We start from the raw sequence: 18754 nt of genomic DNA on the forward strand, positions 1-18754 counted from the left end.
AGTGCCCTTTGCATTTTTATAGCAAGGTAGCCAAGCACCATTTTATTACGGACCATTGCTGCCCGCACTAACACTTTTGTTTTGTATCGTAACTGATTTGCTTACTGGCGTTCTTTAGTTGCACTCCTGCCTTATTAAATGCCTTTTGAATAGTTGTGGAAACATGCTGGCGGCCCTCTCCTTCAAAAAAGTTAGCTCGATCTTGCTTCGTTTCGAATACGCAGACTATTTCTAAACTTTGTGGAAAAGAAGAGAATTTGACGGTATGAGTCACCCAAAGAAAGCCATCGTAGCCTTTTAGCGTATCTTCACAAACTTCGGTCAACACTCCTCTAATTAGATTCTCGACCTTCTTATCTGATTTGCGCATAAATTAAACTTCATTCCTATCTAACGCCTTTAATTAGGTTTCAGTGTACATTGTCTTAAACAGTATTTGGCAGTGGTATTTAGTCAATAGCCTGTAGATGAGGTTATTCGCACGAAGATTTACCGACCTACTCGCTTCGAACTACATCTTACGCTGTTAAAAATAAGCGCTTTGCAACTCTACAAAACGCTTCTAACTTATTAGATTATTTTAAGTGTGTTTCAAGGAATGCTGAAACCTTGTCCATTGCAATGCCGACTGCTTCTGGATGGTCATACAGTTCATAGTGAGACCAGTTTTCCAAATTAACCAGCTGTCGGTCTTTTGATTGAACAGAGCGGCCATAAATTTCCTGCCCATCACGATAAGCACCAAACGCCCCGACTTTTTGCCCTACCACGGCCATAACAGGCTGAGTCAATAACGTTTCGGCAAATGCAAAGGCATCCCAGCTCAGTGTTTTCTGTGCATGTGAAAACAGCATACGAGTTGCACCACCTTCGGTTTGTCCACGTGATGTTTTGTAGTATTCAGTAGCTTCGAACACGTCTCGTTCTGTTAATCCATTTTCTTTTGCAAATTCAATATTTGGAGGAAGAAGTTCATCGATTTTCAGCTCTGAGCCGCGAGCTTCGGCTGTTCTCTGCGCAGCCATAGCTTCAAGATTGGCGATAGGGTCGTACATACTAAAGCCTTCACGGAACAAGCGACCTAAGTTAACAGGCGTAATACCTACGACAGCTTTCAAGCGCTTTTCGGTTAGGGCTGAATTGATCATGTAACCACCACCGCCGCAGATACCGAGTCCACCAATTCTATTCTCATCGACATAAGGTAAAGTCACTGCATAGTCGATAACGCGACTGATATCTTCAACACGTTGACTTGGGTCTTCTACGTAGCGAGGCAATCCCCCCGATTCTCCTTGGAAGCTCGCGTCAAATGCGATCACGACGTAACCTAACTCAGCAAGGGCTTTACCATAGACAGCGCTGGATGTTTGTTCTTTACAACTACCAAAAGGATGAACACTTATCATTGTTGGGTAGCGTTTCGATTCATTGAAGCCTTCTGGGAATAAAATTAATGCAGACATATCCCAAGACATATCAGCATTTCTAAAAGTGATTTTTTGCATATTCATAATCAATACCTTAAGAGTAAAAAGCCTTGAGAGCAGAAAGGCTCGAAGCAATTGAGCCTTTCATCGGGAATATTAAAGAGTGCGTTGGAAGAAAGATGCGAGTTGGGATACTGCGTCATCGACGTATTCGGCAACATCATAAAGCGACATATGGTTTGCACCATCAATGGCATACAAGGTTTTATCTGAACTCGCAGCACGTTCTATCAGGTCATCACTCATCCATTTGCTGCCTGCGTCACTACCAACGACAGCAAGAATTGGCTGAGTTAGGAATGCTTCCGCTTTGTGGCACGCATCGTAAGTAATGATCTGGTTTAAGTTACGAGTTAGAGCAAAGCCCGGCGCATTCGGATGTTCACAACGTGGTGTGTGGTAATACTCCCAAGCTTCGCGTAGCTCTGCATTTGAGGCATCTTCTTCACGCATCGGAGCTAGAGGAATAGTCGCGAATTCTGTACCATTCGTGTCGGTTGTGCGAGCATTCGAACCAAATTCTAAGTAATCAACAGCGTCAGCATCGTTAACCGAATTATCCCAACCATTACGGAACATTTGGCCAATGTTTACGGCACTAACCATACCCAGTGCTTTGATTCGACGATCATTGATCGCTGCATTTGCACTATAGCCCGCACCAGCACAAATCCCCATTGCGCCAATTTTATCGTTATCGACGTACTCTAACGTTGTCAGATAGTCGACGACTGCGCTCACGTCTTCAGTACTCGTGTAAGGGTTTTCCATTTGGCGAGGCTCACCTGTACTTTCACCTTGATACGAACGGTCAAACGCAATGGCAATTATGCCGCTTTTTGCAAGTTTACTCGCATATAGGCCTGCGGTTTGCTCTTTTACGCCACCACCTGGGTGTGAAACAACAACCGCCGCATATTGTTTACTTGCATCAAAATCTGTAGGGAAGTTGATAACCGCTGAAATCTCAATACCTTGACCATTGAGATTTTTGAAAGTGACTTTAGACATAGCGACATTCTCCATTAGAGGTTAACTGTTCATCTCAGGCTGACCTAAGCTTCGAGGTAATATTAGTCAACACACTGTTTCGGATAAATATCGTTTTATCTACATGACTGTTTAGTTATACTTAACAAATGAGAATAGAACCTTCTTTAATTTCATCACTGACGTGGTTTGCACATATTGCTCGCCATCGCAGTTTCACTAAAGCAGCCTTAGAAATGGGGATAACCCGTGCTGCCTTATCACAACACCTGAAAGCGTTAGAGCAACAGCTACAAGTTCGGTTAATCAATAGAACCACTAGAAGTATGTCGTTGACTCAAGAAGGCCAACGTCTGCTTGATATTTTGCAACCTTCATTGATGAACATTGAGCAGGTCGTTAACGAATTGAACGACTCTCATCTTGAGCCTTCGGGATTAATCCGTATCAGTGTATCAAGAACCGCTGCTCGGCTGCTTATTGAGCCCTATCTAGGTGAGTTCCTCTCTCGTTATCCTAAAATACGCCTAGAGCTAATCATGGATGATGGGTTTTCTAACATCGTCGCAGAAGGCGTTGACGCTGGCATTCGCTTAGGATTAAGCTTAGATGAACATATGGTTGCGGTCCCTATTACTCCGCCGTTAACAACGGCAATAGTGGGCTCTCCTGAATACTTTAGGCAAAATGGACTACCTCAAACTCCTGAGGATTTAGAAGGTCACAATTGCCTTGCTTATCGTTTTACCTCTAGCGGAACAATTGATCATTGGTCGCTAACCTCTCCAGATGTTGCAAAGCGCACCCTCGTTTTCGAGCCTAAAGGCAATGCTATTTTTAATGATGACTATAGTATGTTACAAGCTGCAATACAGGGTGTGGGTTTAGTGAAGCATATTGATTTATGGGTGGAAAAGCACATAAATGAGGGAAGATTGACCCGAGTTCTGACACCTTGGTGCAAAGAGTTTCCTGGGTTTTATTTATATATACCTTCACGAGAGCATATGCCGAAAAAAATCCGCGTCTTGATGGATTTTTTAATCGAAAAGCGCGAAGCTCTGAAACTCAAAGAGTAATTACCAAATTGCTTTAAGTAAAAAAGCGAGCACGAGGCTCGCTTTTAACTTTCTGTTTTCGTTATATATTACAATAGCTCAACCGATTGTTTAGCTATCACAAATTCCTCGTTAGTAGGAATAACAAGAGCTTTGGCACCTAATAACTCAGATGTTGCAATAACACCTGCGTTACCAAATCTTGCATCTTCGTTACCTTTCTCATCTTCAACAAAACCTAACAGTTTTAGGTTTTTCAAGATTTCACGACGAATTGGTAGTGAGTTTTCACCAATACCACCAGTGAAGATGATGCCGTCTAATGAATCCAGAGCCGCTAGGTAGGAAGTAATGTATTTCGCAACGCGGTAAGTGAAGATCTCAAATGCCAACTTCGCACGTGAATTCCCCGCTTCCATTGCTTCTAGTACGCCACGAGCATCACTTGTCACACCAGATACACCTAAGAAACCTGACTTCTTGTTCATCATCTCGAACACTTCGTCTTTTTCCCAGCCTTTACGGAAAAGGAACTCGATAACACTTGGATCAAGGTCACCACAGCGAGTGCCCATCATTAGGCCAGCTAACGGCGTCAAACCCATACTTGTATCAACACATTCGCCATTTTTAACCGCACTCACTGATGCACCGTTACCTAAGTGCACAGTGATAAAGCTGCTTTCTTCAACCGGCTTATCTAGCATTTTCGCTGCTTCACGGCTTACGTAGTAGTGGCTTGTACCGTGAGCACCGTAACGACGCACTTTATGCTCTTCGTAAAGCTCGTAAGGAAGTGCGTACATAAAGGCTTTGGCTGGCATTGTTTGGTGGAAAGCAGTGTCAAATACAGCAAATTGAGGCAGTGAAGGGAACGCCGCCATTGCCGCTCTCATGCCTTCAGCGTTCGCTTTGTTATGAAGTGGTGCAAGTTCAGCAAGGCGCTCTACTTCTTGAATAACTGTTTCATCAACTTTCACAGTTCCTTTAAAGGTTTCACCGCCTGCGACAATGCGATGGCCTACAGCGACAAATTTTGAGCTCAAACCTAGAGTATCGAGTAGTTTTACCACTCGCTCAACAGCGTACTGATGATGGTTGCCACCAGCTGGAATTGCTTCAACGGTTTTTTCTCCCTGATATTTCCAACTGATTTCAGCTTCAGGTAGGCCAAAACACTCACCAATACCTGATACCAAAGCTTCACCGGTTTCAGAATCAATAACAGCAAATTTTAATGAAGAGCTACCAGAGTTGATCACCAGTACAAACGAATTAGACATGAAATAGTTATCCTGTTGTAGAGCAGAGGTTGTAATAGCGCTTGTGCGCTGCGTACTTCTTGTTTGCCCCTCTATTATTCAATAATTTTTTAATCTTTCAACAATCTTTTAGTAAAACCGATTTGATTGAACAAATTTTGTTGATCTGTAGCAAGTTTTCATTTTATTTGAAGGCTAAAAGATATCACTTGTTAAAGATAATTTATGAATAGGTCAATTTGTACAAAGTCAGATATATAAGATACGTTGTTTATTGGGTGAACAAAAATAACAAACCAATCAATAAATCGGGGTAATAATGTGCCCACTATTGCATTTCTATTAGTGATCTTAGGTTCGATTTTGCTCTGCTGGGGATGGCAGATGACAAAAAACATCTGCTCGAAAACTGACGTAACCGGGTGGACTTTCCTATTATTGTTAATCAGCTGTTTCATTTTTGCTTATGCCGTTTTTTTGCACGCCATCATGCAAAAACCTATTGCTTCTCTCTTAGAAACGGGGGTTTCTCTTATACTTTTTGGCGGCAGTATCTTTGTCGTGCTGGTGATTAAGTGGAGCAACGATTCGATATTCGAGCTTCATACCGTTGCTGAAAGAGAGAAGCGCAATGCTGTCCATGACGCTCTTACTGGGCTCCCTAATCGTAAATACTGCTTTGAGTCTATCGAAGACATGACACAACCTGAAGGCCAATGACTGATTCAAATTATGAGATAACCTCAAAAACGTCGAAAGATTGATAATACGTTTCAAGGTAAGCTGGTTAATTTCTTTTCACAGCAAGCCGCACTGAAGGCTCCCGCTCTATCGTTGAGAACACGATTGCGTTAGCACATGGATTAGGGTATTCGGTCGTAGCAGAAGGCGTTCAAGACATGGACACACTGCATTTTTTGAGAAGTCGAGGCTGTGACATCATTCAGGGTTACTTGTTCTGACCTGCCCTTAGACGAAGTAATAAGTTGGGTAAACAAACACGATGAAAAGCAAAACCGTATTAGACGCGCATAAAAAAGCCGAGCGCTTTGCTCGGCTTTCAATTCTTTTTGTAGCAACTTAAACCGTCGCTTTAATCACTCGTGATTATGCGTCTGTACGACGGCCACGACCGTGACCACGTTCACCACGATGTGCACCACGGTGATCACCACCACGGTTGCGATCGAAACGACGTTCGCCACCTTCACGATTACCATCGCGGTTGCCGTCACGGTTACCACGGAAACCACCTTCGCGACGACCGCCTTCACGACGATCACCACCACGATTGCCGCCTTCGCGGTTGCCACGGTAACCACCGCCATCACGACGACCACCTTCGCGACGACCACCGTCACGGCGACCACCACGAGACTCGCGGAAATCATCGAAATCACATACTACAGCACCAACATCTTGTTGACGGATACGTAGTTTGCTTAGCTTGTTCGCCGCGTCTGAAGTCATTGCTTTAGGTAGCTGTACGAATGTGTGGCCTTGAGCTAGCTTGATCGCACCGATAGAACCTTTACCTAGACCTAGTTCGTTTGCTAGAGCGCCAACGATGTCTTTAACTTGAACGCCTTGCTCACGACCAACTTGAAGCTGGTAAGTATCCCAGTCTTGGTTGTTGAAGTTACGACCGCCATCGCGACCACCTTCACGACGCTCTTTACGACGTTGCTTGTCACGCTCAATTGCTTCAACCATTGGGTCTTCGCCAATGTAGAACAGAGGACGTTTGCCTTGCTGACGCTTAAGAAGCATAGCAGCAAGTGTTGCTGGGTCGATGTCTAGAGAAGTTTGTAGTTTCTCTACCAACTCAGCAAATTTGTCTAGTGCTTTGTGCTCTTTCTCTGCTTCAAGCTCAGCGCCTAGCTTAGCTAGACGAGCTTCAGCAACTTGGTCACGTAGAGGAAGTTGGATTTCTTCCATAGATGACTTAGTTACACGCTCGATAGTGCGAAGCATACGAATTTGGTTAGTGCGAACTAGAAGGATCGCTTTACCCTTACGTCCAGCACGGCCAGTACGACCGATACGGTGGATGTATGACTCAACATCAAATGGGATGTCGTAGTTGAATACGTGCGTAATACGTGGAACGTCAAGACCACGAGCTACAACATCAGTTGCAACTAGGATGTCAATAACACCTTGTTTGATGTGATCAACAGTACGCTCACGTAGAGACTGAGGAATGTCACCGTGCAGTGCAGCTGCTTTGAAGCCACGTGCAGATAGCCAGTCAGCCAGACGCTCAGTATCTTGACGAGTACGTACGAATACGATTGACGCGTCAGTTTCTTCAGTTTCAAGAAGACGAGACATTGCTTCATCTTTCTCTACACCTTTCACTACCCAGAACTGTTGTTGAACTTTGTCTACAGTGTGGTTTTTACCAGCAACGTCAACCGTTACAGGGTCACGAAGGAAACGTTCAACGATCTTCTTCAGCATTGGAGGCATAGTTGCAGAAAACAGAACGCGTTGTGCTGACTCTGGAGCGTGCTCCATGATCGCAGTTACGTCATCTACGAAACCCATGTTTAGCATTTCGTCTGCTTCATCAAGAACGAAAGTACTAACTTCGTCTAGGTGTAGACGTTCGCGATTGATAAGATCTTGAACACGGCCTGGAGTACCGACAACTACATGAGCGCCACTTTTAAGAGCACGCATTTGGTCGACAATAGATGCGCCACCGTAAATCTCTAGAACTTTCAAACCTTTGATGTTTTTACCAAGGTTTTTCATTTCCGCTGCAACCTGAATTGCCAGCTCACGAGTCGGAGCAAGTACAATCGCTTGCGGTTTGCGTTGGTTTAGATCGAGTTTGTTGAGAAGAGGCAGAGAGAACGCTGCTGTTTTACCTGTACCTGTTTGAGCTTTACCCAGCGCGTCAGCACCTTCCAATAGGTGTGGGATTGCCGCAGCCTGAATTGGAGTTGGTGACACGAAACCCATTCCGTCTAGAGCAGAAAGGATAGAATCATTCAGAGATAAATCACTGAATTGAATAACAGAATCTTGCATTGGGATCCTACTTAATTAAACAAAAAAACAGTCCCATATGCTCTTCCAATTCGATACTGATCCATCCAGATACTGATTCCATTCAGACGGGAACACAGCACAGTACACAACCGCGATAAGCCATTAGGGACGACTAAGGGAGGCGGATTATTCCTTAAAAGCATAAAAAAATCCAGAAAAAATTGAATTACATCACAATTTATTCTCAACAATGGTATTTTTAGCATATTTTTCCACCAACCCTACCATTCCCCGTAGATTCGCGTAACTCACAGATGAGAATTTCATCAATATTTAAGCCAATTTCTCGTGGTTAAATTGGCAAAATTCACGGCGAAATTACGCTCCACAGGTAGTAATAATAGCTCGCAATGATTATAGTGTGCCCAACTCCATAGGTAATTTAAGAAAAGATGTTTCAAGATAACCCACTACTCGCTCAGCTTAAGCAGCAAATCCAAGAAAACCTGCCTAAAAAAGAAGGCTCAATAAAAGCCACAGATAAAGGCTTTGGCTTTTTGGAAGTGGACAGTAAGACGAGCTTCTTCATCCCGCCTGCGTACATGAAAAAGTGCATGCACGGTGACAAAGTCATCGCCATTATCCGCACCGAAAATGAACGCGAAGTTGCAGAGCCACAAGAGCTGCTGGAACAAGCCGTGACTCGCTTTATTGGTCGAGTAAAAATGTTCAAAGGCAAGCTCAACGTAGCACCTGATCACCCACAGCTTAAAAAGCTATCTCTTAAAGCGAAACTAAAGAAAGGTCTAAAACCTGACGAGTTCGCCGAAGGTGATTGGGTTGTCGCACATCTTATTCGCCACCCTCTAAAAGGCGATAACTCTTTCTTCGTAGAAATTTCTGAAAAAATCACTGACGCGAATGATAAAATTGCGCCTTGGTGGGTGACGCTTGCTCAAAACGATCTACCAAACTCTGAGCCAGCAGGCATCGATAACTGGGAACTAAAAGACGACGCGGAGCTAGAACGCGTAGACATGACTCATGTTCCATTCGTCACTATCGACGGTGAATCGACTAAAGATATGGACGATGCGCTGTACGCGAAGAAAACCGTATCTGGCGATTTCGAACTCACCATCGCTATTGCGGACCCAACCGCTTACATCACACCTGAAGATGAAATGGATAAAGTAGCGCGTGAGCGTGGCTATACTATTTATCTTCCAGGCCGCAACATCCCGATGCTACCTCGCGATTTAGCGGACAACCTATGTTCTCTGATTGAAGGAGAAACCCGCCCTGCTATTTGCTGTACCGTAACGGTAAGTAAAGATGGTGTGATTGGCGACAATATTAAATTCTTCGCGGCAAACATCAAATCACATGCACGCCTAGTATACGATCACGTGTCTGATTGGTTAGAAAACGGCAGCTCTGAAGCATGGACGCCATCTGAAGAGATCGCGACTATCGTTCGTGATCTTTATGAGTTCTCTCTTGCTCGCGCTGAATGGCGTGAGAAAAACACAGTGGTCTTCCCTGATCGTCCTGACTACCGTTTTGAGCTCAGTGAAGATAACGATGTAATCGCTATCCACGCAGACATGCGCCGCAGTGCAAACCGTCTTGTTGAAGAATCCATGATTACCGCAAACATCTGTGCAGGTCGTACATTACGCGATAAATTTGAAACAGGTGTCTTCAATACGCATGCAGGTATCAAGAACGAGAAGATTGAAGAAGTGGTTCAACTTGTCAATCCAGAAGGCCAGTTGGAGTTCACAGCGGAGTCTATTGCTACGCTAGAAGGCTTTGCTGCGTTGCGCCGCTGGTTGGCTGCTCAAGAAACGTCTTATCTAGATAACCGTATTCGTAAGTTCCAAGCATACAGTGAAGTGGGTAATCAGCCTCTGCCTCATTACGCAATGGGTTTAGACATCTATGCAACTTGGACATCACCAATTCGTAAATACGGTGATATGATCAACCACCGTATGTTGAAGGCCGTCATCCTTGGTAAAGAACCCGTACAAAAACCAGATGACCAAGTAGGCGAAGAGCTAGCTCTACATCGTAAACATCATAAAATCGCTGAGCGAAATGTCTCAGATTGGCTATATGCACGCACGCTTGCTGATGAGCCGAGCAAGAAAACTTGTTTCACAGGTGAGATTTTCGATATTAATCGTGCAGGCGCACGTGTCCGACTTCTCGAAAATGGCGCAGCAGCCTTTATTCCTGGTGCACTAATTCTTGATAATAAAGAAAGAATTGAGTGCAATGGCGACAACGGTACCATCTCTATCGATAAAGAGGTCGTATACAAACTTGGGGATACATTGGAAATTGTCCTTACGGACGTAAACCAAGAAAACCGCAGTTTAGTTGCAAAGCCAACCCAGGTATTCGCTGAACAACCAGCAGCACAAACAGAACAGACTGTAAGTGAATAATACCGAATGAAGTTAAAAGGCGCTCTATTGAGCGCCTTTTTTATTTGTTATGTAAAACGATAAGAACGAGTATGCCGAACATTGAGATCATTCGCTTTAATCACTTCACTGCGCGCAAAAGTGAGCGTTACACTGCAACACATAATGGATTATATATTGTTGAAGAAGGTGCCCTATTAGTTCATCAACCTAATGGTGAGCAATTTGAACTTAAAGCCGGAGATTTCACACTCTATAACTCCGCAGATCTGAGCAGTGCAGAAGCCGTCTCTAGTGACGGTGGCTTTAAAGCACTGGCTTTGGTCTTCAACCCAAACATATTCTGTGACTTTAAGAAAGCGCACCCGATGCTACGTTCCAAAACGGAAGAAAGGCGCTTCTATCCTTTTTCAACGCAATCCAGTAGCGAAGTAGCACAATTGAAGGACATGTTGGTTAAGTTAGCGAGTCGCAACGCTCCAGACTACACACAAAGCCATATCGCAATGGCATTGCTGTCGTTGATGGTTGAGGTAGAGCCAAACATCCTATCTATCATAGATGATGCAAGTAGCCTGAGCGACTCTCAAAAAGCCATTAAGTACATTGAGGGTAATATTGAAAAAGACATCACGCTAGAAGGCTTAGCGGCTCATATGAGCATGTCCATCGCGACCTTGAAACGTCGCCTCGCCGCAGATGATCTTTCGTTTTCTCAGATATTAAAGGTGAAACGGATAAACTTCGCAGCAACCCAACTGCGCAAGTCAGAAAAATCAATAACAGAAATAGCGTTTGAGTCTGGTTTTAAAAGTGCAGCGCATTTCAGTACAGCATTTAAATCCGTTTACAACATGACCCCCAAAGACTTTAGAAACCAAGTCGTTAAGCCTAAAGTATAAATCATGTCGGCATTCGCATCCGTTGGGCTCGCCCTATTCCCAAAAACACGCTTGAGGATCGCGCTCCAACTCGTTGAGTAAGTCCTCAAGCATTCGGCTAAATGGAAGTGGCTTATAAGGCACCCACCTTAACAGCTCGTTGTGATATGTGGGAACATAGAAATACCAAAGTTGGTTGTCCTCATCAAACATGATCTTCGCGACGGGAGAAGTATACTCGCTATGCTGGGAGTCGAGGAGAAAATGCGCCCGATGAAGCTCAACGCCATTTTCTACTAGCTCATAGAGGCACTTGCCCTGTTCGACAGGCAAGTTAGCATTACGCGCAGAGCAGAGCGATTGAACTGATTTGTATAAACGACTTGTCGCCATTTGGGACACTGACATCAACGTTCTCCCGATGGATGATAGTTAGAGCTGTCGATCCTAGTATATAACCTTTACATCATCACCGATGGTAGTTATCTACCTAACTCAAGTATAAGATAGCTATATTATCATTTACCCAGATTATCATCTCAATCCACTTGGAAACGCTAGCTCCATCACCTCTTGACTAGAAACAATTCCCCTGTTTAGCGCTAACAGTTCACAAAAGTGTAACCTGAACGCAATATCATAAACTCTGCTTTATCCCGTATATGGAGTTTAATATGTTACGTTTTACTGTGGCGACGTTATTGGCCATAGCAGTCTCCCTCCCTACCATTGCAAAAGAAATCAACATCTCGGGTTCAACGTCGGTTGCTCGTGTGATGGATGTACTTGCTGAGGAATACAACAAAACACACCCAGACGATTACGTTGCTGTTCAGGGCATTGGTTCGAGTGCTGGTATCACCATGGTCAATAAAGGAGTAGCCGAAATAGGCATGAGCTCTCGCTATCTGACTGAAAGCGAAAAAGGTGAAGATCTCAATGTATACCCTATCGCTTATGATGGCCTCGCTGTTGTTGTAAACCGTACCAACTCTGTAGAAAACCTTTCTCAGCAACAACTATTTGATATTTACAAAGGTAAAATTAAGAATTGGAAAGAGGTCGGGGGCGCAGATCAGCCTATCGCGGTGGTTACTAGAGAAGCGTCTTCAGGTTCACGTTACAGCTTCGAAAGCTTGCTGGGACTGACCAAAATCGTTAATGATCGCCTTGTCTCGGATATCAGCCCAAACAACTTGGTTGTAAACAGCAACAGCATGGTAAAAACCATTGTTAACCATAACACTCGCGCCATTGGTTTTATCTCTGTAGGGTCAGTAGATCGCTCGATCAAGGCGATTCAGTTAGATGGTATTGACCCAACCTCGACAAACATTAGCAATCATAAGTACAAGTTGGCGCGACCGTTCCTAGTGCTATACAAAGTAGATAAGATTAGCGATGCAGGTAAAGGTTTTATCGCTTTCCTTCGTTCAGAGCAGGGACAAAAAGCGATTGCAGGTTACGGTTATACGCCAGTAAAAAACTTTAATCAGTAAAAATGAAAAAGAGAGCACCTTGATGCTCTCTTTTACTATGTCGTGTTCTATCCGGTTTCGGAATTAGAAATGCAGTTGAATTACAGAGACCACAACCGCACCAGGTCGACGAATACCTTCAATTTCCACTTTAATTTCGCGCTCAATCTCCAAACCTTTTTTGATTGGCGTTACTTTTGTTAACGTGCTGACTGCACGAACATTATTGCCTGCTTTGACAGGGTAAGGGAAACGGACTTGGTTTAAACCCAAGTTAACTACCATTTTAGCTGTTGGGAACATTGGCTTGTCTGGATCGACTGAATCCGTCAGTGTAGGCAGCAATGCTAATGTTAAAAAGCCATGAGCGATAGTTGTCTTAAATGGAGATTCAGTTGAAGCACGCTCTGGATCAGTATGAATCCATTGCATGTCTTCCGTTACCGCACCAAATTGGTTAATACGTTCTTGAGACACATGAACCCAATCACCAGTGTGAATAACTTCGCCAATTTTTTCACTTAACTCGTCATAAAGCTTTTGAGCCTCAGGTGCCATTACGATCGGTGCAGGTTGAGGTGCAACTTCTTCGTTGACGGCTGGCTGCTGGTGATCACGAACTTTTGAGAAAAGAAAGCTATTTTGAGCTTTCCCCAAAAAGTCACTCCAATAATCGCGTAACGTTGGAGACATCCAATTCATAAACTCGGATTGATGAGCAGAAATCGCATCAACTTTGTCTTTAAATAGATTTGTGACCTTCATAAACACCCTTAAGAATTCTAAGCACAACTGGCTATACCAGTTAATTTTGAATTAGTTCACAAAGTCTTGCAAATACTTTCGGGCGAACACATGTACCCTAAAAGCATGTTATGTCTTATATATCAGCAAGATAACAATAAAACACCATTTTATTGACGTGCGCCAATATAAAGTAAAAACTCTATAAATTGGTACTTTTTGTCCCTTTTTCACTCCGTTTTCAAACTGTCCAACATCACATCAGTGATCATAAAACAAGCAAACAGTACTTCTATTATAATTCAGCACTTTACAAGTCGGACTATGCTCCTTATTATACCGCCCACAACGGAGAGATGGCTGAGTGGTTGAAAGCACCGGTCTTGAAAACCGGCATACGTTAATAGCGTATCTAGGGTTCAAATCCCTATCTCTCCGCCACTTATTTAGAGAGCTCGCATTTATTGCGAGCTCTCGTCGTTTTAGCTCTTACAAAAACGAGATTTAGAAATCCTCGCTCGTAAGCGAATCCAGCACTTCACTATATTCCAGTTAAAAGCCCGCTAATGTTTAGCGGGCTTTTAACTTCGATTTTCTAAAGTTTAAGCAAACTTCTTAATCATTTCAGACAGGTCATTGGTGCAATTTTGCACTTTGGTGTTCATATGATTCGTTTCAGTCATCAGTTCATACGATTCACTGTACTTTAAATTAAGCGACTGGATGTTTTCATTTATTTCATCCGTTACATAAACCTGCTCTTCTATCGCGACCGCAATTTGTTGGTTTCGTTCGACGACGTCCTGAACAAGGGACTCCAGTTGTTGAATGCTATCCAAAGCAGTACCTAGCAATGTTACCGTTCCGGTCGACATTTCATTACCTTTCTCTAACGCAGAAACCGCTGATTTGCTCCCATTTTGAATCCCTTCAATGGCCGATTTAATCTCTGTTGTCGATTCCTGAGTTCTTTTAGCTAAGGTTCTCACTTCATCTGCTACAACGGCAAACCCTCTGCCTTGTTCGCCTGCCCTCGCGGCTTCAATTGCAGCGTTCAACGCTAATAAATTAGTTTGTTCGGCAATACCATTGATGACTTCAACAACGGTTCCAATTTGCTCGGTTTGTTGGTTCAAACGTATGACCACTTTAGATATTTCGCCGAGCTCACCCACCAGCTCTAGTACCGATTGGTTAACATTATCGATAACGCTACGGCTGTCTATCATCGTATTTTGCGCTTCTAACGTAGCCTCGGCGGTCGCTTGAGCATTATTTGATATCTCAGATGAAGAGGCTTGCATCTCGTTGACCGCTGTTGCGACCGAGTCAATCTCCACTTTCTGTGCGCTTAAGTTCTCCGTCACTTGCTGGCTATTTGTCGCAGCACTGTTAGCACTTGCGCGCGTTTTTTCGCAAGAGTCTTTTACAGACACGCCAACGCGCCCCAATAGCGCATTGGCAAATTGCTTACGCATCTTCATACCCAGCTCAATCTCAGCCAGATCGTTGATTCTTCCGCAATAAATATATTCCATGAGTGGATTGTTGAAGTCTTGCCTAGCCTGTTTAGCGAGCTTCTCAACTGGTCTGGTTAATACATAAATAGAGAAAACGGAAAGTAACGCAACAACGCCAAACGCTATCACTGGTGATTGATTCATTTGTAGAATGAGTAAGCCAAGAAGGTTTGAAATTAAAAGGAAGAAGGCCGATCTCATCCACAAACGTGTACGAGGAAGATACATTTTCCACGGCTTACGATTATTTCGAAGCTTCGAATACGCTTTTTCCGCTCGCTGGATGTGTATACGCTCAGGTTTAAATCTCACTGATTGGTATTCCACAACTTCACCATTAGATTTTATAGGAGAAGCAAACGCGTCAACCCAATAATAGCCGCCGTTTTTACGTCGATTTTTGACCATTCCCATCCAGTGTTTGCCAGTTTTCAGGTGAGTCCATAAATCTTTAAAAGCCTGTTTTGGCATATCAGGATGACGCACAACATTGTGGGGTTTACCGATAAGCTCCCCTTCATCAAACCCCGCGACTTCATTAAAGTTTTCACTGGCATATTTGATGTAACTGGAGGTATCGGTAATGGAAACTAGGCTGTAACTCGAAGGGTAATCGTATTCCGTTTCACTCATAAACATGTGTCCTTACATTGATTAATTAACAAACGGCAAATATGAATTTATCAGCATAACATATACATGCATAATGATAGGTTGATTCAAAAATAAAACAAAATTATTGACAAGTTTACTTGTTACTTAATGACTCTAGTCGCATTTTTATCCTCTACTACAAGGCTTCGTTAATATGCACAAGACTGAGCACTGTTCAAAATTAATACACAAAAGCGCTTCCGTACTGAGTTCGTAAATTGTTATAAGTAATCCACTAAAACGAAAACAGGGAAGACAAACACAATGACTATTCACTTTCGTCAGCTTGCAGCTAAGAGAAACACGACACACTTGTTTATTGACGATTGGAAAATTAACACTCAGCAGTCTTGGGGGATATTCAGCGCGGATGGAGATATTGGCTCTCTGCTTGGAGACCTTATTTGTGATGAAATGTCACCAAATAGTGGGGAAATTGAGCTAAATGGGCTGTCCGTTGCGCAAGTGTCGTTATCAGAGCAACAGCGATTACTGGAAAGAGAATTAGAAAAGGATGATACGGATTTTCTTGATCGTATCGACCAAGGGAGCACTGTTTATTCATTAATCCTAGAGCAGAGCCAAGACACCAACTTAACTGAACAGCTAATTAATGATCTCGACCTAAGTCATCTTAAAGATAGTGGCTTCCGCGTTCTCTCTACCGGAGAAACCAGAAGAGTAATGCTCGCCCGAGCTTTAGCCACACAACCTGACTTAGTATTACTCGATAATCCATTTACTGGCTTAGATATTGCGCACCGAGCTGCTCTCGCTCGCTATTTACACTCGCTTTCTCAAAATGTGCAACTACTCGTAACCTTCTCTCGCGAATCTGACATGCCTGAGTGGATCAATAGCATCGCGCTTTTCAGTGCAGGAAAGCTTGATAGTACAATGGATAAGTCCAGTTGGGATAATCATCCAATCATTGGACAAATAAAATCTCAGTCAGAGCAACAGAGTGAAGAAATGATGAGCTTGATACGTCAGCATCAGCACTCGACGCCATTCAACAACCCAATATTTGAACTAAAGAATGGGACTGTTGAATACACCGATAAGAAGATTTTTACTGACTTGAACTGGCGCATAGACAAGGGCCAACATTGGCAGGTCAAAGGCCCAAATGGTTGTGGAAAGAGTACCTTACTTGGATTGATCTTTGGCGATCATCCGCAATGCTACAGCAATGACATTGATATTTTTGGTAAAAAGCGTGGTACTGGCGAGACAATCTGGGAAATTAAGCAGCATATCGGTATGGTGTCTTCAGCGCTACACCTCCAATATCGAGTCAATTGCAGCGCATTAGAAGTCATTTTGTCAGGATTTTACGATTCGATTGGGTTGTATAACCAGCCAACTCGCAAAGAGATGAATATTGCAAACGAGTGGCTCGATATCTTACATATGAGCCAGTACAAAAAAACCTCATTCAAGCAATTAGAGTACGGTCAGCAGCGACTATTACTGATTGCAAGAGCCATCGTGAAACAACCCACATTATTGATTTTGGACGAGCCGTATCAAGGGTTAGATTTTTTGGGTAGACGGTTAGTTAAGAACACACTTGAGCTCATCGCTAGAGAGAATTTAAGCCAACTATTGTATGTGTCTCACTACCAAGAAGACCGCTTAGATAGCATCAAAAATGAGTTAGAGTTTGTGTTTGATGAAAATGCTCAGTGTTATAGAGCTAACGTCTACCAATCATAATGACTTCGCTGCGCAAGCTGCTCATAAGGTAATGGTTTGGAGTATAGGTATCCCTGATGATATCTCACTCCCATCTTCTTTAAGTGTTCAGCTTGCGCTATGGTTTCCACGCCTTCAGCGATCAATTGTACTTGTAATTCTTCCGCGAAGTGAACCATCGCTTTTAAGACAGAAGCACTAAGGCTAGGAATACCAATGGTTTCGACAAAGCACTTATCGATTTTTAAGTAATCTATGCGCATGTGCTGTAGAAATGCTAACGAGGTTTGGCCAGTTCCAAAATCATCGATCAGCACATCAATACCATGCACTCGCAGCGCTGCAATGCATTTTCTCGCCTCTGAATCAATGAGCTGACGCTCCGTTATCTCTACCCCTAATGAGACTTTGTTTCGGCTCAACTGTCTGTCGAGCAATTGAATTTTTCTGATCGCGTTTGGTCCGACTAAATAACCAGGCGGCACGTTAATACCAAGGTGGACAGGCTGATCAAAGCCTAATTTACTGAAGTCCTCTGCCGCTTTATCCAGAACGAAATCAGTAAGTAAAAAAACCAATCCACTTTGCTCTGCCGCAGGGACAAACTCATCCGGAGAAATGAACCCCTTACTTTGATGCTCCCATCGCACTAGCGCTTCAAACCCGAATAACTGGCCGGTATCAACGTTAACTTGCGGTTGGTAATACAGGGTCAACTCTCCTCTTTTTATCGCTCTTTTAAGATCCAGTATCAAATTGCGATGGGGATCAATAAACTTATTCAACGCATACAAGCAAAGGTAGATAACGAAAATAATTGGAATTGAGTACAAAAAATAGGAAAGTGTTCTCTGTTTGACGAAAAGATCGCTGGCTTCGCTCAAAGCTTCATACTCAAACATTTGCGACGATTTGATACCGATAGGATTACTTCCCGCTCTTAATGCTCCTTCAGGTGAAACTTGATCATGGATAAACAGCGCAGAGCGTTTTAGGCGTAAATCGTTGTTAAACCCTATTGTTGCATTAAAGTAGTCATGATCGATAATCGTTACGGCTTGATAACCCCGCTCTCCCTCCGTTACCACTAGCAAGAACTGATCGTACAAGCTATCAACACTACCAAGCGCTAGCGTTTGTCCCTTGGGAAAGGCGATGTGCTCAGCTAACGGTTTAGAGATACTTCCCAATTTCGAAGAACAAGTAATGACTCCCTCTTTCACAATGAGCATTTCTTCAATATCTCGTTCAAACATTAAGCTTTGCTGGAGCTCTTCACATCGTTCAGGGTGTAGCAGCGCCGTGCGGTTTTCTGTCTCTATTTGGAATAAAATTTCATCTGCAATTTGCACATTTTTTTCTAATAAATGATTGAGATTGTTTTGCACGCTTTCACGAGCTAAATACAAAACTTCTCCAATAACCAAGGGAATAGGCAGAAGGAAAATGATGGCTTTTTTAAAAATCGCCTTATTCAGCATATAAAAGTAACCTTTTATAAAACCGATTTACTGAGATGGTACCTCGATTCCGATACCCGCTAG

Annotated in this window: 14 protein-coding genes, 1 tRNA gene and 2 pseudogenes; 8 read left to right on the forward strand and 9 right to left on the reverse strand. The window is 43.3% G+C overall.

The window, feature by feature from the left end:
- Nucleotides 1-67 precede the first annotated feature (67 nt).
- The 3 genes from R7Z49_RS05015 to R7Z49_RS05025 form a co-directional block, all read right to left on the reverse strand.
- Nucleotides 68-370: a hypothetical protein gene (locus R7Z49_RS05015; RefSeq protein ID WP_054579645.1), complete on the reverse strand. Its 303-nt coding sequence runs from the start codon at nucleotides 368-370 to the stop codon at nucleotides 68-70.
- A 205-nt stretch (nucleotides 371-575) separates the two neighbouring features.
- A complete protein-coding gene (locus tag R7Z49_RS05020; RefSeq protein WP_017635745.1) occupies nucleotides 576-1514 on the reverse strand; it encodes an alpha/beta hydrolase in 939 nt (312 codons plus the stop codon).
- 72 nt (nucleotides 1515-1586) lie between these two features.
- Nucleotides 1587-2501, reverse strand: a complete 915-nt coding sequence (locus tag R7Z49_RS05025) for an alpha/beta hydrolase (RefSeq protein ID WP_318111411.1) — start codon at nucleotides 2499-2501, stop codon at nucleotides 1587-1589.
- A gap of 128 nt (nucleotides 2502-2629) precedes the next feature.
- On the opposite strand from R7Z49_RS05025, the gene R7Z49_RS05030 reads away from it, so the two are divergent.
- Nucleotides 2630-3559, forward strand: coding sequence for a LysR family transcriptional regulator (locus R7Z49_RS05030; RefSeq protein WP_115386707.1), 930 nt, complete (start codon nucleotides 2630-2632; stop codon nucleotides 3557-3559).
- A gap of 68 nt (nucleotides 3560-3627) precedes the next feature.
- Here the strand turns inward: R7Z49_RS05030 and R7Z49_RS05035 are convergent, their stop codons facing one another.
- Complete coding sequence (locus R7Z49_RS05035; RefSeq protein WP_005375697.1) at nucleotides 3628-4821, reverse strand: acetate/propionate family kinase; 1194 nt, start codon at nucleotides 4819-4821, stop codon at nucleotides 3628-3630.
- Nucleotides 4822-5184: 363 nt separating this feature from the next.
- Here R7Z49_RS05035 and R7Z49_RS28110 point away from each other — a divergent pair.
- Together R7Z49_RS28110 and R7Z49_RS28115 are read left to right on the forward strand one after the other, a co-directional pair.
- Nucleotides 5185-5505, forward strand: a pseudogene (locus R7Z49_RS28110) (GGDEF domain-containing protein); the annotation flags it as partial.
- An 86-nt stretch (nucleotides 5506-5591) separates the two neighbouring features.
- Nucleotides 5592-5835, forward strand: a pseudogene (locus R7Z49_RS28115) (EAL domain-containing protein); the annotation flags it as partial.
- Nucleotides 5836-5907: 72 nt separating this feature from the next.
- Here the strand turns inward: R7Z49_RS28115 and R7Z49_RS05045 are convergent.
- Nucleotides 5908-7839, reverse strand: a complete 1932-nt coding sequence (locus R7Z49_RS05045; RefSeq protein ID WP_104976537.1) for a DEAD/DEAH box helicase — start codon at nucleotides 7837-7839, stop codon at nucleotides 5908-5910.
- Nucleotides 7840-8252: 413 nt separating this feature from the next.
- On the opposite strand from R7Z49_RS05045, the gene rnb reads away from it, so the two are divergent.
- Nucleotides 8253-10256 (forward strand): exoribonuclease II, encoded by a 2004-nt coding sequence (gene rnb, locus R7Z49_RS05050; protein ID WP_318111413.1) that lies wholly within the window; start codon nucleotides 8253-8255, stop codon nucleotides 10254-10256.
- Nucleotides 10257-10327: 71 nt separating this feature from the next.
- Nucleotides 10328-11137: a helix-turn-helix transcriptional regulator gene (locus tag R7Z49_RS05055; RefSeq protein WP_053307810.1), complete on the forward strand. Its 810-nt coding sequence runs from the start codon at nucleotides 10328-10330 to the stop codon at nucleotides 11135-11137.
- Nucleotides 11138-11170: 33 nt separating this feature from the next.
- Here the strand turns inward: R7Z49_RS05055 and R7Z49_RS05060 are convergent, their stop codons facing one another.
- Nucleotides 11171-11524, reverse strand: coding sequence for a DUF3024 domain-containing protein (locus tag R7Z49_RS05060; protein WP_017635751.1), 354 nt, complete (start codon nucleotides 11522-11524; stop codon nucleotides 11171-11173).
- 266 nt (nucleotides 11525-11790) lie between these two features.
- Between R7Z49_RS05060 and R7Z49_RS05065 the strand changes: the two genes are divergently transcribed.
- Complete coding sequence (locus tag R7Z49_RS05065) at nucleotides 11791-12615, forward strand: phosphate ABC transporter substrate-binding protein (RefSeq protein WP_064354614.1); 825 nt, start codon at nucleotides 11791-11793, stop codon at nucleotides 12613-12615.
- Nucleotides 12616-12678: 63 nt separating this feature from the next.
- On the opposite strand, the gene R7Z49_RS05070 is transcribed toward R7Z49_RS05065, so the two are convergent.
- Nucleotides 12679-13359, reverse strand: a complete 681-nt coding sequence (locus tag R7Z49_RS05070) for a MaoC family dehydratase (protein ID WP_318111415.1) — start codon at nucleotides 13357-13359, stop codon at nucleotides 12679-12681.
- Between the two features lie 329 nt (nucleotides 13360-13688).
- On the opposite strand from R7Z49_RS05070, the gene R7Z49_RS05075 reads away from it, so the two are divergent.
- Nucleotides 13689-13779: transfer RNA gene (locus R7Z49_RS05075), tRNA-Ser, on the forward strand.
- A gap of 161 nt (nucleotides 13780-13940) precedes the next feature.
- Here R7Z49_RS05075 and R7Z49_RS05080 read toward each other — a convergent pair.
- Nucleotides 13941-15491 carry a PAS domain-containing methyl-accepting chemotaxis protein gene (locus tag R7Z49_RS05080; RefSeq protein ID WP_025768974.1) on the reverse strand — a complete coding sequence of 517 codons (1551 nt, stop codon included), beginning with the start codon at nucleotides 15489-15491 and terminating at the stop codon, nucleotides 13941-13943.
- Between the two features lie 285 nt (nucleotides 15492-15776).
- Here R7Z49_RS05080 and modF point away from each other — a divergent pair, with 285 nt between their 5' ends.
- A complete protein-coding gene (gene modF / locus R7Z49_RS05085) occupies nucleotides 15777-17231 on the forward strand; it encodes a molybdate ABC transporter ATP-binding protein ModF (protein ID WP_064354613.1) in 1455 nt (484 codons plus the stop codon).
- On the opposite strand, the gene R7Z49_RS05090 is transcribed toward modF, so the two are convergent.
- Nucleotides 17219-18691 carry an EAL domain-containing protein gene (locus R7Z49_RS05090; RefSeq protein WP_053307813.1) on the reverse strand — a complete coding sequence of 491 codons (1473 nt, stop codon included), beginning with the start codon at nucleotides 18689-18691 and terminating at the stop codon, nucleotides 17219-17221. The genes modF and R7Z49_RS05090 overlap by 13 nt on opposite strands.
- Nucleotides 18692-18754: the final 63 nt, after the last annotated feature.

Origin of the sequence: Vibrio sp. 1562, from assembly GCF_033340155.1 — a bacterium.
GTDB lineage: Bacteria > Pseudomonadota > Gammaproteobacteria > Enterobacterales > Vibrionaceae > Vibrio > Vibrio alginolyticus.